Raw genomic sequence first — 14,016 nt, 5'->3', positions numbered from 1 at the left:
GACCCGCGTCGACCTCGACCCGCGTCGACCTACGCGGAAGGGCCCTCCCCCATCACCGGGGGAGGGCCCTTCCGCGTTCTCCGTTCCTCTTCGAGCCCCGCTCGAAAAGGCAGGGGGCCCGCCGACGGGCGGGCCCCCTTGGGTACTGCTCTTGTGCTCATGGTGACGGCTGTCGGGAGCCGCCGGTGGACCCGTCGGGGTCCCGAGCGATCAGATCATCAGAGGATGGTCAGACGGCGGTGACGTTCTCCGCCTGCGGACCCTTCGGGCCCTGGGTGACGTCGAAGGTGACCGCCTGGTTCTCCTCCAGCGAACGGAAGCCGTTCGCGTTGATGGCGGAGTAGTGAACGAAGACGTCCGGGCCGCCGCCCTCCTGGGCGATGAAGCCGAAGCCCTTCTCAGCGTTGAACCACTTGACGGTTCCCGTGGCCATGCCGTTCTCCTTGCGAGGCGTGTCGGGGACCACACCGTGTGGCCCCCGGTCCGCTGCGCTGATCGCCCTGCCTCCGGACGAGTCCGAAGTTTTTCGATATTGCTGAAAAACTACAAAAAGCCCGCGGTTACATGCTCCGCAGGCTTCAAGTACTGCAAGGGGAATCAAACTGCAACTGAGGGCAACGCTAGCATGCGGCCGCTGTGACGACCAGAGGTCGCTTGCGGCGCGGAAGGCGCGTGTCGTAAGGCCGGGAGCGGGCGCAGAAAGGGGCGTTGGGGGCGTGTGAGGGCGTGTCGGGTGGCCGGTGCGAGCCGCCGTGAACGGCGGGCATACGCTGCGGGGAGGCGCACGAACAGCAAGGGAGCGGCGCAGTGGCAGCACCGGACGCACAAACACCGGACGCGCAAACGCGGGAGCCCCAGAACACCCCGGTCGGAGAGAACCCCCCGCTCAGGCCCAGGGTCGGCCATATTCAGTTCCTGAACTGCGTTCCCCTCTACTGGGGGCTCGCCAGGACGGGCAATCTGCTCGATCTGGACCTCACCAAGGACACCCCGGAGAAGCTGAGCGACCGGCTCGTCGAGGGTGCCCTGGACATCGGTCCGATCACCTGCGTGGAGTACCTGCGCAACGCCGACGACCTGCTCGTCCTGCCCGACATCGCGGTCGGCAGCGACGGCCCGGTGATGTCCTGCCTGATCGTGAGCAAGGTGCCGCTCGCCGACCTCGACGGCCGCCGCGTCGCCCTCGGCTCCACCAGCCGCACCTCGGTCCGGCTCGCCCGGCTGCTCCTGGAGGAGCGCGAGGGCGTGCGCCCCGACTACTTCAGCTGCCCGCCGGACCTCAGCGCGATGCTCGCCGAGGCCGACGCCGCCGTCCTGATCGGCGACCCGGCGCTGCGCGCCTACCTCGGGCAGGCCGCCGACCTCGGGCTGACCGTCCACGACCTCGGCGAGATGTGGAAGGAGTGGACCGGCCTGCCGTTCGTCTTCGCGGTCTGGGCCGTGCGCCGCGAGTTCGCCGAGCGCTGCCCGGAGCTGACCGCGGCCGTGCACCGGGCCTTCCTGGAGTCCCGCGACCTCTCGCTGGTGGAGGCCGCCAAGGTCGCCGAGCAGGCCGCCCGCTGGGAGGCCTTCGGGGCGGACGTGCTGGAGCGCTACTTCAGCGAGGCGCTCGACTTCTCGCTCGGCGAGCGGCAGCTGGCCGGGGTCGCCGAGTTCGCCCGGCGGGTCGCGCACGACAGCGGCTTCGCGCCGGACGTGACGGTGCGGCTGCTGGAGCCGGCCGCGCTGCCGGTCGGTCCGTGAACCCTTCGCACCGATCGCGTCGTCGGGGCTGATCCGGCACGGCCCGGCCCGGTACGGTCTGCCCCGAGGCGCGTCCGGCGGGTGGCCCGCGGGAGGCGCTCCGGAAGCGGCTTTCGCGGCCGGGCAAACCCGCCCGGTGCCGCGCGAGCCGGCGCGAGGGGAGCGTGCGGGGCCATGCGGGCACTGGGGTCGGACGACCCGCGTCAGGTGGGCGCCTACCGGCTGCTGCGGCGGCTCGGCTCGGGCGGGATGGGCCGGGTCTACCTCGGCCGGACGGCCGGCGGGCGCACCGTCGCCGTGAAGGTGGTGCGCCCGGAGCTGGCGGACGACGCCGAGTTCCGCGCCCGGTTCCGGCACGAGGTGGCCGCCGCCCGGCGGGTCGGCGGCACCTGGACCGCGCCGGTCCTGGACGCCGACACCGAGGGCGAGCGGCCCTGGGTCGCCACCGGCTACGTGGCCGGGCCCTCGCTCACCGCCGCCGTCCAGCAGTACGGGCCGCTGCCCGAACCGGCCGTCCGCGCCCTCGGTGTCGGGCTCGCCGGGGCGCTCGCCCACGTGCACGGGCTCGATCTGGTGCACCGCGACGTCAAACCGTCCAACGTGCTGCTGACCCTGGACGGGCCGCGGCTGATCGACTTCGGCATCGCCAGGGCACTGGACGCGACCAGCGGCTTCACCCGTTCGGGTCATGTGGTCGGTTCGCCGGGCTTCATGTCACCCGAACAGGCAGCCGGGCAGCCCGTCGGGCCGGCCGGGGACGTCTTCGCGCTCGGCGCCGTACTGGCCTACGCCGCCACCGGCGTGCACCCCTTCGGGGAGGGGGTCAGCGCGGCCGTCCTGCTCTACCGGGTGCTGCACGAGGAGCCCGACGTCGCCGGACTGCCCGAGCGGCTGCGGGCGGTCGTCCTCGACTGCCTGGCCAAGGATCCGGCCGCCCGGCCCACCCCGCAGCACCTCGCCGCCCGGCTGGACCCGGACCGCCAGGGCGCCGCCCGGCTGTGGGGCTTCCTGCCGCCGGAGCTGGCGGCGGGGGTGGGGCGCAGCGCGGTGGAGCTGCTGGACCTGGAGGACGAGTCCGGGGCTGCGGGCGGGGCCGGGGCGGTGGCGACGCCGACCTACGTGCCCAGGGGCCACCGGGCGCCGGGGGCGGAGTCGGGCTCGCGGGTGGGGGCGGGGGCGGGGGCGTGGGTGGGGCCGCCGCCGGGCTCGCCGGTGGGGTCGGGCTCGCCGGTTGGCTCGGGATCGGGGTCGGGGTCGGGGTCGGGGTCGGGGGAGCGTGAGGCTCCGGGCACGGCCGGCGCGTCCTGGTGGCGGCGGCCGGCCGGGCTCGCGACGGTGGCGGTGCTGGTGGCCGCGGCGCTCGGGGGCTCCGGGTACGGCCTGTACGAGTGGTCGCACCGGGACGACGATCCGGTGGCCCCGGCCGCAGGACCGCTGCCGGTCCCGTCCACCGGCCCGGGCGGGACGGACTCCCCGTCAGCGCTCCCGTCAGCGGCTCCGTCCGCCTCCGCCACGGCCTCGAACCCCGCGACGCCCGCGGCCTCCCCGACCGGCGCGGCGCCCTCGACGGGCGGCCCCAACACGGTGCCGGCCGCGTTCCTGGGCACCTGGAGCGGGGACATGGTCACCGACAAGGGCCTGCCCGGCGGCACCACCACGCTGACCGTCCGCCCGGCGGCGATCGGCCAGGAGACCACCACCAGCCGCAACGCCGTCACCGGACTGATCCCGATCAGCTGCGAGGGCAGCTGGACGCTCACCTCCGTCTCCGACACCCGGCTGGTGTTCCGGTCCCGGCTGGTCCGCTCCTCGCTGCCCGGCGCCTGCACCGGCGGTGCCAACGCCGAAACGCTCACCCTGCAGGCCGACGGGACGATCCGGTTCACCTCCGCGGATCCGCCGGGTGGGAACCCGACCGGAACGATGCGCAGGGTGAACGGGGCGGCGGGCTGAAAGTGCCCGAAAGGCCTGGCGTAGGCTGGTTCGGCCGTACCCGAGTAGCACTTGAGAGAGAGAAGGCCGCCAGGTGACCGAGCTCGCAGCGACCACCCTCGATGCGTCCAGCACCGACCTGCGGGCCGTGCTCGACCGGGCCGCCGCCGGCGGCCGGATCACTCCGGAGGAGGCGCTGGAGCTCTACCGCTCCGCGCCGCTGCACGCGCTCGGCTCCGCCGCCGACGCGGTGCGCCGCCGCCGCTACGCCGGTACCGAGCACATCGCGACGTACATCATCGAGCGGAACATCAACTACACCAACGTCTGCGTGACGGCGTGCAAGTTCTGCGCGTTCTACGTGCCGCCGAAGAGCGACAAGGGCTGGTCCCGCGAGCTCGACGAGATCCTGCGCCGCTGCGCCGAGACGGTCGAGCTGGGCGGCACCCAGATCATGTTCCAGGGCGGCCACCACCCGGACTACGGCGTGGAGTACTACGAGCGCGCGTTCTCGGCGATCAAGGCCGACTTCCCGCAGCTGGTGATCCACTCGCTGGGCGCCTCCGAGGTCGAGCACATGTCCCGGATCTCGGGCGTCTCCATCGAGGAGGCGATCGCCCGGATCAACAAGGCGGGCCTGGACTCCTTCGCCGGCGCCGGCGCCGAGCTGCTGCCGGAGCGTCCGCGCAAGGCGATCGCCCCGCTGAAGGAGTCCGGCGAGCGCTGGCTGGAGATCATGGAGGTCGCGCACGGCCTCGGCGTCGAGTCCACCTCCACCATGCTGATGGGCACCGGCGAGACCAACGCCGAGCGGATCGAGCACCTGCGGATGATCCGCGACGTGCAGGACCGCACCGGCGGCTTCCGGGCCTTCATCCCGTACACCTACCAGCCGCAGAACAACCACCTGAAGGGGTCGACCCAGGCGACCGTCTTCGAGTACCTGCGGATGATCGCCATCGCCCGCCTGTTCCTCGACAACGTCGCCCACATCCAGGGCTCCTGGCTGACCACCGGCAAGGAGGCGGGCCAGCTGTCGCTGCACTACGGCGCGGACGACCTCGGCTCGGTCATGCTGGAGGAGAACGTCGTCTCAGCGGCCGGCGCCAAGCACCGCTCCAACCTCACCGAGCTGATCCACCTGATCCGGGCCGCCGACCGCGTCCCGGCGCAGCGCTCCACCACGTACGAGCACCTGCGGGTGCTGGAGGACCCGGCCGACGACCCGGTCGACCCGCGGGTCGCCTCGCACATCGCCTCCACGGCGATCGAGGGCGGCACCGCGCACCCCGAGCTGAAGATCCTGGACAACTGAGGCCCTCCCCGCAACCGTGCTGACCCTGCACCGGGCGGCCCTCGTGCTGCCCGACCCGGCCGATCCGACCGCCCCGTCCTTCCCGGACGGGGCGGTGGTGGTGCGTGGCGAGCGCGTCGAGGCGGTCGGGCCGTACCCGGAGCTGGCGGCGGCGCACCCGGGCGCGCGGGTGCGGGACTGGGGCTCGGCGGTGCTCGCGCCCGGACTGCGCAACCCCTACGGGCACTGGCTGCTGGAGCGGGCGTACCACCCGGATCCGCGGGAGGAGATCGGCGTCGAGCCGGTGGCGGACGGGCTCGCCGGATCCACGGACGAGACGCGGTGCGGGGCGAGTGCGCGGCGCGGGCTGCAGCGGATGCTCGGGTTCGGGGTGACGGCGGTGGCCGGGCCGTTCGAGCGGGCGTCGGTGCGGACGGCGGTGGCGCGGTCGGGGCTGGCGGTGGCGCGGTCGGGGCTGGCGGGGGCTTCGGGAGCTTCGGGCTCGGCGGGGGTTCCGGGCTCGGCGGGGGCTCCAGGGGCTTCGGGGGACGAGGGTGCGGGGCCGTTGGACCCGCTCGCCGTGCTGCCCTTCGCGCAGGCCGTGCACGGGCGGGTGGCGGTCGGCGACCGGGCCGACTTCGCGGTGTTCGCGGCCGCGGGGGACGGGCTCGCCGAGCCGGCGGCGGGCGGGTGCCTGGCCACGGTGCTGGGCGGGCGGTTGGTGTACCGCCGGCGCTGAGCGGGACCGCTGCGGGCCGGTGCGGGCCGGTGCGGCCGGCCGGGGAGCGGCGGACGAACGGTGGACGAACGGCGTCGGACGGGCCGGGATCGGCAGCGCCGGTGTGACGTACTCGTCAGTAGACCGATTCCCTTGCAGTGCACGGAACTTCCTTCGTGTGCACTCGAACTCCGGTGCCGGTGGCCGGGGGTGATTGTCCCTTCGCCGTGACCTGAGGGCCCGCCAGCGGATACGATCCCGGACAGCTCACTCCGTACCCTCACCACACCACCGCCCGTGCCCGCGGGTGGCGGGGCCGCGTCCCCGGTCCCGAAGGCAAGCCAGGACAGGAACCATGCGAACCGCGATCGTTCCCCCGCCGCGCGCCCCGCGGTTGGGCCGTGGTTGGTACCTCGCCGCCGTGCTCAGCGCCGTGCTGGCCGTCGGCATGTGCCTGCTCGGTTGGCGTCAGGCCGACCAGGCCGACCGGATCGAGGCGCACCCGGTGAGAGTCGAGGGCGTCGTCACCCAGCTCCCCACCGGCGGCGGCACCTACAGCGCCGTCAGCTACCGGGTGGGCGGGCAGTCGCACACCGCGGCCGCGCTGCCGCTCGCGGACGGCGCCAAGGTCGGTGACTCGATCTGCCTGGAGCACGCGGCCGACGACGCGGGCGCGGTGCGGATCTGCGGCGACACCTACCCGCAGCCGGTCGGGGTGGGCCTCGCCCGGTTCAGCGTGCCGGTCGCCGTGGTGCTGTTCGCGGTCTGCGTGCTGCGCATCTGGCGGCACCGGAAGGCCGTCGCGATCCGCGCCGGGCAAGGACGGCTGGCCGCCAACCTCGCCCTGGCGACGGAGGCACTGGCGGACGGGATGCCCGCGATCACGCACGGCAAGCGCTCCCGGCGGAAGCGGCGCGCGGGCGGGCGGCGCGGGCAGCACTGAGGGCGCCGCGCCGGGCGGAGTGACCCGTCGGTACGGTCCGTCGGTGCGCCCCGTTGGTCGGGGTGTCCGTGCGAGGGTGAACAATGGGGGCGTGACCCGAGCCTCTCTGGACAAGCAGCCGCACGAAGTCGCCGCCATGTTCGACGACGTCGCGGCCAAGTACGACCGCACCAACGACGTGCTCTCCCTCGGCCAGGCCCGCGCCTGGCGGCGGGCGGTGGCCGAGGCGGTGGCCGCCGGACCGGGGGACCTCGTGCTCGACCTCGGTGCCGGCACCGGCACCTCCTCGCTGCCCTTCGTCGAAGCCGGGGCCCAGGTCGTCCCGTGCGACTTCTCGGTCGGCATGCTCGCCGAGGGCAAGGCCCGCCACCCCGAGCTGGCGCTCACCGCCGGGGACGCCACCCGGCTGCCGTTCGCGGACGACACCTTCGACTCGGTGACGATCTCCTTCGCGCTGCGCAACGTCCAGGACACCGACGCGGCGCTGCGCGAGATGCTGCGGGTCACCAAGCCCGGCGGCAAGCTGGTGATCTGCGAGTTCTCCACGCCGACCTGGACGCCGTTCCGGACGGTCTACACCGAGTACCTGATGCGCGCGCTGCCGCCGGTCGCCACGGCCGTCAGCAGCAACCCGGAGGCGTACGTCTACCTCGCCGAGTCCATCCGGGTCTGGCCGGACCAGGCCGGGCTGGCCGCCAAGCTGCAGGAGGGCGGCTGGTCGAAGGTCGCCTGGCGGAACCTGACCGGCGGGATCGTCGCGCTGCACCGGGCGTACAAGACCGCGTAGTCCGCCACTGTCGGACCGTCGGCTTCGGGTCGTCGGCTTCGGATCGTTGCTTCGGACCGTCGCTTCGGTGCCCGCCGGCGGGTGAGGCGGCGGGTGTGGCGGGGGCGGGTGTGGCGGGGGCGCGGGCGCTTCCGGCGGCGTGAGCGGAACTAGACTGCCGGAGACAAAAGCCGCCGTCCCCCGCCGCAGCTCCAGGAGTGTGTCCACGTGTCCGAGACCGCAGCCGATCTGACGAAGCCGGACAGCCCGGTGGAGAGCACGGCCGACGTCATCGTGGTCGGCGCGGGCCCGGCCGGTTCGACCACCGCGTACTACCTGGCCCAGGCCGGGCTGGACGTGCTGCTGCTGGAGAAGACCGCCTTCCCGCGCGAGAAGGTCTGCGGCGACGGCCTCACCCCCCGCGCCACCAAGCAGCTGGTGGACATGGGCATCGACGTCTCCACCGAGAACGGCTGGCTGCACAACAAGGGCCTGCGCATCATCGGCGGCGGCGTCCGGCTGGAGCTGGACTGGCCCGAGCTGTCCTCCTTCCCGGACTACGGCCTGGTCCGCAAGCGCGCCGACTTCGACGAGCTGCTGGCCCGTCAGGCCGAGAAGGCCGGCGCGCGGCTCTACGAACGCTGCAACGTCAGCGGGCCGGTCCTGGACGAGCGCACCGGCCGGATCGTCGGCGTCACCGCCAAGCTCGGCGACGAGAAGCGGCCGGTCACCTTCCGCGCCCCGCTGGTGGTCGCCGCCGACGGCAACTCGACCCGGCTCTCGCTCGCCATGGGCCTGCACCGGCGCGAGGACCGCCCGATGGGCGTCGCCTACCGCACGTACTTCACCTCGCCGCGGCACGACGACGACTACCTGGAGTCGTGGCTGGAGCTGTGGGACACCCGGGCCGGCGAGCGCAAGCTGCTGCCCGGCTACGGCTGGGTCTTCGGCATGGGCGACGGCACCTCCAACGTGGGCCTCGGCATCCTCAACTCCTCACCGGCCTTCGGCGAGCTGGACTGGCGCGAGGTGCTCAAGGCCTGGTGCGCGAACATGCCGCAGGAGTGGGGCTACACCCCCGAGAACATGACCGAGCCGATCCGCGGTGCCGCGCTGCCGATGGCCTTCAACCGGCAGCCGCACTACACCCGCGGTCTGCTGCTCGTCGGCGACGCGGGCGGCATGGTCAACCCGTTCAACGGCGAGGGCATCGCCTACGCGATGGAATCCGGCCAGATCGCCGCCGGGGTCATCGTGCAGGCCCTCGCCCGGGTCACCGACGGCGGCCGGGAGCGCGCCCTCCAGGCCTACCCGCGCGTCCTCAAGGACGTGTACGGCGGTTACTACACGCTGGGCCGTGCCTTCGTGAAGCTCATCGGCAACCCGAAGGTGATGCAGATCGCCACCCAGCGCGGCCTCACCCACCCGATGCTGATGCGCTTCACCCTCAAGCTGCTCGCCAACCTGACCGACCCGCAGGGCGGCGACGCGATGGACCGCGTCATCAACGGGCTCGCCCGGGTCGCGCCGAACGCCTAGTCCGGGGAGCCCGCGGGCTGGTCCCGGGAGCCCTCGGGTTCCCGGGAACCGCTGGGCTCGGCCGGGGACGCGGTGGGCTCGGCCCGGGGGTCGGTGGGCTGCTCCTGCGCCGCCTCCGGGGCCGTGGCGACCGGGCGCCGGGAGGCGGCGGAGCGCTGTTCGACGTAGGCCAGCCGGGCGGCGAAGACCCGGGCCGCGTCGGGTGTGAGCGTCCGCAGCGCGACGAGGGCGGAGAAGACGACGTCGCAGAGCTCGTGCTGGACGTCCTCCCAGCTGTGGGTCACGCCCTTGCGCGGGTTCTGGCCGGTGGCGCCGATCACGGCCGCGCCGACCTCGCCGACCTCCTCGGAGAGCTTGAGGATCCGCAGCAGGCGCTCCTCCCGGGGCGACTGCGTGCTCTGCTCGTCCAGCCATGCGACCAGGTGGTCGACGCTCTCCCAGATCCGGCTGTCCATGCGGCGCTGCTCCCCTGCGGTGTGGTTGGTGCTGCCACCGTACGGGAGCGGCGCGGCGGGCAGCCGGTGGGTCGGGGGCGGCCCGGACGAGCCGAGAACGGCCCGGGGGCCGGGCGGCTCAGGGGTTCGAGGGTCCGAGCGGCCCGGTCCGATCGGTCAGCGGGTGCCGATCTTCACGTTGCGGATGTTCACGGGCAGGTTGGGAAAACCGTCGCCGGGGTTGTTCTGGTCGTCCTCGCCGCCGGCGGCGATCTTCTGCAGGACGTCCAGGCCCGCCGTGACCCGGCCGAACGGGGTGTAGGCGGGGGAGAGCTTGGTGTCCTTCCAGACGAAGAAGAACTGGCTGCCGTTGGTGTTCGGACCGGCGTTGGCCATGGCCACCGTGCCGGCCGGGTAGGTGGCGCCGGTCAGGTTCTCGTCCGGGAAGGAGTAACCGGGCCCGCCGCTGCCCGTCCCGGTCGGGTCGCCGCACTGCAGGACGTAGATCCGCTGGGTGGTGAGGCGGTGGCAGTGGCTGCGGTCGAAGTAGTCGTGCTCGGCGAGGAAGCGGAACGAGAAGGTGGTGCAGGGCGCCTTGTCGGTCAGTGCCTCGAAGGTGATCGCGCCCTGGCTGGTCCGCAGCGTCGCGCGGTAGGGCCGGGCCGCCTTCTTGGCGTCGAAGACCGGGATTCCCTTGAAGTTGTCGGCCGGCACGGCCGGTGTGTAGGTGCAGGCAGCGGTGGTGCCGGCGGCTGCGGCGGCGGAGGTGTCCGCGACGGCGGTGCCGGTGCTCGCCACGAGCGGGAGGACGGTGGCGGCGGCGACCAGCGCCCAGTGCGTGCGCTTCACGTGACGGGCCTTCCGGGGGGTGGTGGACGGCTGGATTGTCATGGAGGCATCATCCACGGCCGGGTGGGGATGCGGTAGGGGGCGCGACGGCCGTGACTCCCCGGGCCCCGGAGCCGCGAGGGTCTGTCAGGCGAGCTGCGGGGGAGGGGAGTCGGCCGGGGCTGCCGACTTCGCCAGGGTCGGTGCTGTCGGTGCTGTCGGTACTGTCGGCGGTGCGGTGTTGGTGGTGTCGGTGTTGCGCATGTTGCCGGTGTTACGGGACTTGCCGGTCTTGCCGGTCTTGCCTATGTTGCCGGTCCTGCTTCTGGTGCGGCTGCTTCCTGCGAGGCGGACGTTTCCTCCGGTGCGGCGGTGGCGCTCTCGGCGGGGGTGAAGAGCCCGGCGCGGCCGGCGAGGGCGGCGGCGTCGGCGGCCCGCTCGGCGGTGCGGGCGTCCAATGGTTCACCGGAGACGAACAGGCGGAAGTAGAGCGGGGCCGTGGCGGCGCGGACCACCTCGGCGCCGTCCGTGCCGACGGGCAACTCGCCCCGTGCGACCGCTCGTTCGGCCACCTCGGCGGCCTGTCGGTGGCGGGCGGCGAAGAAGGCGCGCAGGGCGGCCGCGCCTGCGTCGGAGCGCTGGGCGGCGGAGATCAGCGCGGTCGGCGTGAGGCCCAGCTCGGGGTCGGTGAAGACGTCGAACACCTCCCGGGTGATCCGGCGGAGGTCCTGCTGCAGGTCCCCGGTGTCGGGCAGGGGCCAGGGCTGGTCGGCGGAGGCGGTCAGGGCGTCGGCGACCAGGCCGTCCACGCCGCCCCACCTCCGGTAGAGGGTCGCCTTGTGGACGCCGGAGCGGGTGGCGACCGCCTCGACGGTCAGGCCGTCGTAGCCCTTCGCGGTGACTTCGGCGAGCGTGGCGGCGACCACCTCCGCCCGGACCCGTGCGCTGCGGCCACCCGGGCGCGGGGTGGGGGTGCGGGGCGGCTGCCCGTGGTGACTTGCTCCGTTCAAAGTCGACTCCAGTCGCATTAGTGCTTGCTGTGGGGTGGCGATCGTGCGATGCTCATCGTAATGCGACTTGCGTCGCATTACGAGAGGAGTCCGTGTGACCACCACCGCCATCCCCGATCCCACCGTGCTCCACCCGCTCGCCGGCCACGACAGGGTCGTGCTGTTGCGATCGCTCGTCACCGACCCGCGGATCGAGGTCGGTGAGTACACCTACTTCGACGACCCCGACGGCGCCACCCGCTTCGAGGAGCGCAACGTCCTCTACGCGTACGGTCCGGAGCGGCTGGTGATCGGCAAGTACTGTGCGATCGCCACCGGGACCCGCTTCCTGATGGCCGGGGCCGCCCACCCGGACATCGGCGTTTCCACGTTCCCGTTCACCATGTTCGGCGGCAGCTGGACCGAGCGGACCCTCGACCTCGTCACGGACCTGCCCACCCGGGGCGACACCGTGATCGGCAACGACGTCTGGTTCGGGTACGGGGCCACCGTCCTGCCCGGTGTCCGGATCGGCGACGGCGCCATCGTCGCGGCCGGTGCGGTGGTCACCGCCGACGTCGAGCCCTACACCGTCGTCGGCGGCAACCCGGCCCGGCCGATCCGCCGACGCTTCGACGACGCCGACATCGAACGCCTGCTCCGCGCCGCCTGGTGGGACTGGCCGGTCGAACTCGTCACCGAGCACGTCCGCGTCATCATGTCCGGGACGCCAGCCGACATCGAGGCGATCGCCACGGCGAGCGGTCTGCTCGACGCCTGACGGCGAGGACGTTCCGCGCGGGGCGCCCGGCCGGGGAGCGGCGCCCGGCGGGGGCCGGGCGTACGGAGTGGACCGGGAGGACGGGAAGGGCCGGGCCGACAGAGGGCGGTGCGCCGACCGTGCGGACCGCGTGGACGGGCCGGGCCATGCGGACCAGTCGGGCCATCCGGTGTCCGGAACGGCATTGATCATCCGCCGTCCGGTGCGCGAGGATGGCGCCCCCCTCGCTCCACGCTGTGCCCCGTTCGTCGCCGGGCCTTCCGCCCGGCTCCTGGGTCCGTCCGACGCCGTACGGTCCTCGCGCCCGTCGGTTCCGTTCGCTCGGAGGGATCCTCGCCATGCCTGCCTCTCTGTCCAAGGGCTCGTCCTCGACGGCCCTTCGTGATCTTCCGGTGCTGCTGGTGGCGGTGGTGTGGGGATCGAGCTTCCTCGCCGTCCAGCGGGTGGCCGAGCCCGGAACGGTCGTGGCGATGCTCGTCCTGCGCTTCGGGCTGGTGCTGCCGCTGCTCGGAGCGGTCGCCTGGCGGGCCCTGCGGAGGCTCCGCCGTGCCGAGTGGCTCGGCGGCGCGGCACTGGGGCTGGTGCTCAGCGGGATCTTCCTGCTGGAGACCTACGGCGCCGTGCACACCTCCGCGACCAACGCCGGGCTGATCATCAGCCTCGCGATGGTGCTCACCCCGCTCGGCGAGAGCGCCCTCGGCCGGACCGCGCCACCGCGGGCCTTCCTGGCGGCCGCCGGACTGGCCGTCCTCGGTGTCGCCCTGCTCACCGGTGACGGCGGGCTGCGTGCTCCGTCGCTCGGTGACCTGCTGGTGCTGGGTGCCGCCCTCGTCCGCTCCGCGTACGTCCTCGCCATGGCCCGCACCCGGGCGCTCCGCGACACCGACATGCTTGCCGTGACGTGGGTCCAACTCGCGACGGCCACCGGTGTGTTCGCCGCCGTCGCGCTGTCCGCGGGGCCGGCGCCGTGGACCCTCGCCCGCTCGTACGGGGCCGGCCAGTGGGCCTGGCTGCTGCATCTGTCCTTGTTCTGCACGCTGTTCGCCTTCTTCGTCCAGATGTGGGCGGTGCGGGCCACCTCCCCCTCGCGGGTGAGCCTGCTGCTCGGCACCGAGCCGCTGTGGGCCGCCGTCTTCGGCATCACCGTGGCCGGGAACCGCATGGGCCCGCTCGCCCTGCTCGGCGGAGCCCTGGTGCTGGTCGCGACGGAGTGGGGCCGTCGTACCGCCCCCGCAGCGCGCCCGGCCGGGGACGGGGACGGGACGGGCGCCGAGGTGGCTGTGGCTGCGGGGGGCGGGGAGCAGGGGCGCGAGCCGACCCCGGCGTGATCCGTCGTCGTGGTCACCGGCGCCGCCACAGCGTCCGCCGGGCGTAGTCGACGGTGACCGCGCCCAGCAGCGGGCCCCAGAGCACCAGGGGTGCGTAGGCGGCGGTCATCACCAGCGCGGCGAGGCCGCGCGGCGAATCCGGCTCGGCCAGGTTCGCGGCCCAGCGGCCGAACAGCCCTTCCATCCCGAGGACGGTGAGTATCGCCGAGCCCAGCAGCGCCGGGACGATCGCGGCGAGCGGGCGGACGCGGCGGCCGCCGATCAGCGGGATCCACCGCGGAACCACCCGCCCCCAGGGCCGGACCAGGCCGAGGGTCAGGAAGGCCAGCGCCTCCGTCAGGGCGCTCAGCACCACGCAGTAGACGGCGCCCCACCCCGGCTGGTGCTCGTTGTAGGCCGCGGCCGTGGCGCCGGTGAAGCCGACCGGGACGCCGAAGCCGAAGGCGATCCGCCACACCCCCGAGGGGACGGTGCTCAGGGCCGCGGCCTTGGCGGCGAGCTCGGCCCAGCGCGCTGCGGGCGGGACGTCCGGGGCGGCCCCACCAGCCGTGCCGACCGCGGGGGGGCGGTGGGCGGTGGTGCGGGCGTTGATCATGAGCCTGGACATCATGGACTCCCTTCCGGTCCGGCCCCTCGGCCGGTGCGATGACTCAAGACTGGAGGTCCGCGAGGGGTTCGCGGCAGTGCCGATCGGGCTGTCCCTGCTGCTCAACCGGCTTGC

14 protein-coding genes are annotated in these 14,016 nt (G+C 73.6%); 9 read left to right on the top strand and 5 right to left on the bottom strand.

The features are described 5' to 3' along the window. Positions 1 to 229: 229 nt before the first annotated feature. Positions 230 to 433 (bottom strand): cold-shock protein, encoded by a 204-nt coding sequence (locus ACIGG8_RS32285; protein ID WP_045692393.1) that lies wholly within the window; start codon positions 431 to 433, stop codon positions 230 to 232. 473 nt (positions 434 to 906) lie between these two features. Here ACIGG8_RS32285 and ACIGG8_RS32280 point away from each other — a divergent pair, with 473 nt between their 5' ends. The 7 genes from ACIGG8_RS32280 (at position 907) to ACIGG8_RS32250 (ending at position 8,935) form a co-directional block, all read left to right on the top strand. After that, positions 907 to 1,743, top strand: coding sequence for a menaquinone biosynthetic enzyme MqnA/MqnD family protein (locus ACIGG8_RS32280; RefSeq protein ID WP_396552255.1), 837 nt, complete (start codon positions 907 to 909; stop codon positions 1,741 to 1,743). A gap of 174 nt (positions 1,744 to 1,917) precedes the next feature. Continuing rightward, positions 1,918 to 3,696, top strand: a complete 1,779-nt coding sequence (locus tag ACIGG8_RS32275) for a serine/threonine-protein kinase (protein ID WP_396552230.1) — start codon at positions 1,918 to 1,920, stop codon at positions 3,694 to 3,696. Between the two features lie 73 nt (positions 3,697 to 3,769). Beyond that, a complete protein-coding gene (gene mqnC, locus ACIGG8_RS32270) occupies positions 3,770 to 4,990 on the top strand; it encodes a cyclic dehypoxanthinyl futalosine synthase (protein ID WP_396552229.1) in 1,221 nt (406 codons plus the stop codon). A 16-nt stretch (positions 4,991 to 5,006) separates the two neighbouring features. Beyond that, entirely contained in the window at positions 5,007 to 5,708 is a 702-nt protein-coding gene (locus ACIGG8_RS32265) for an imidazolonepropionase-like domain-containing protein (protein WP_396552228.1), read from the top strand. Between the two features lie 334 nt (positions 5,709 to 6,042). Next, on the top strand, positions 6,043 to 6,630 hold the full coding sequence (locus ACIGG8_RS32260; protein ID WP_350524926.1) for a hypothetical protein: 588 nt from the start codon (positions 6,043 to 6,045) through the stop codon (positions 6,628 to 6,630). Between the two features lie 91 nt (positions 6,631 to 6,721). Beyond that, positions 6,722 to 7,417 carry a demethylmenaquinone methyltransferase gene (locus ACIGG8_RS32255; protein WP_396552227.1) on the top strand — a complete coding sequence of 232 codons (696 nt, stop codon included), beginning with the start codon at positions 6,722 to 6,724 and terminating at the stop codon, positions 7,415 to 7,417. A gap of 207 nt (positions 7,418 to 7,624) precedes the next feature. Beyond that, a complete protein-coding gene (locus tag ACIGG8_RS32250; RefSeq protein WP_396552226.1) occupies positions 7,625 to 8,935 on the top strand; it encodes a geranylgeranyl reductase family protein in 1,311 nt (436 codons plus the stop codon). On the opposite strand, the gene ACIGG8_RS32245 is transcribed toward ACIGG8_RS32250, so the two are convergent. The 3 genes from ACIGG8_RS32245 to ACIGG8_RS32235 all read right to left on the bottom strand — a co-directional run bounded on the left by ACIGG8_RS32245 (position 8,932) and on the right by ACIGG8_RS32235 (position 11,207). After that, entirely contained in the window at positions 8,932 to 9,390 is a 459-nt protein-coding gene (locus ACIGG8_RS32245; RefSeq protein WP_396552225.1) for a MazG-like family protein, read from the bottom strand. The two genes, ACIGG8_RS32250 and ACIGG8_RS32245, sit on opposite strands and share 4 nt — an antisense overlap. A gap of 156 nt (positions 9,391 to 9,546) precedes the next feature. Then, positions 9,547 to 10,260, bottom strand: coding sequence for a peptidylprolyl isomerase (locus ACIGG8_RS32240; protein WP_350524929.1), 714 nt, complete (start codon positions 10,258 to 10,260; stop codon positions 9,547 to 9,549). A gap of 242 nt (positions 10,261 to 10,502) precedes the next feature. Then, complete coding sequence (locus tag ACIGG8_RS32235) at positions 10,503 to 11,207, bottom strand: TetR/AcrR family transcriptional regulator (RefSeq protein WP_396552224.1); 705 nt, start codon at positions 11,205 to 11,207, stop codon at positions 10,503 to 10,505. A 94-nt stretch (positions 11,208 to 11,301) separates the two neighbouring features. Between ACIGG8_RS32235 and ACIGG8_RS32230 the strand changes: the two genes are divergently transcribed. Together ACIGG8_RS32230 and ACIGG8_RS32225 are read left to right on the top strand one after the other, a co-directional pair. Beyond that, entirely contained in the window at positions 11,302 to 11,967 is a 666-nt protein-coding gene (locus ACIGG8_RS32230) for a CatB-related O-acetyltransferase (protein WP_396552223.1), read from the top strand. Between the two features lie 338 nt (positions 11,968 to 12,305). Then, on the top strand, positions 12,306 to 13,295 hold the full coding sequence (locus ACIGG8_RS32225; RefSeq protein WP_396552222.1) for a DMT family transporter: 990 nt from the start codon (positions 12,306 to 12,308) through the stop codon (positions 13,293 to 13,295). 13 nt (positions 13,296 to 13,308) lie between these two features. On the opposite strand, the gene ACIGG8_RS32220 is transcribed toward ACIGG8_RS32225, so the two are convergent. Next, a complete protein-coding gene (locus ACIGG8_RS32220) occupies positions 13,309 to 13,905 on the bottom strand; it encodes a hypothetical protein (protein ID WP_396552221.1) in 597 nt (198 codons plus the stop codon). Positions 13,906 to 14,016 lie beyond the last annotated feature (111 nt).

The organism is Kitasatospora sp. NPDC085464, from assembly GCF_044541955.1.
In the GTDB taxonomy this organism is placed as follows: Bacteria; Actinomycetota; Actinomycetes; order Streptomycetales; family Streptomycetaceae; genus Kitasatospora.
Note: the sequence above shows the minus strand (reverse complement) of the source record. Positions and strands in the feature narration are given on the sequence as shown.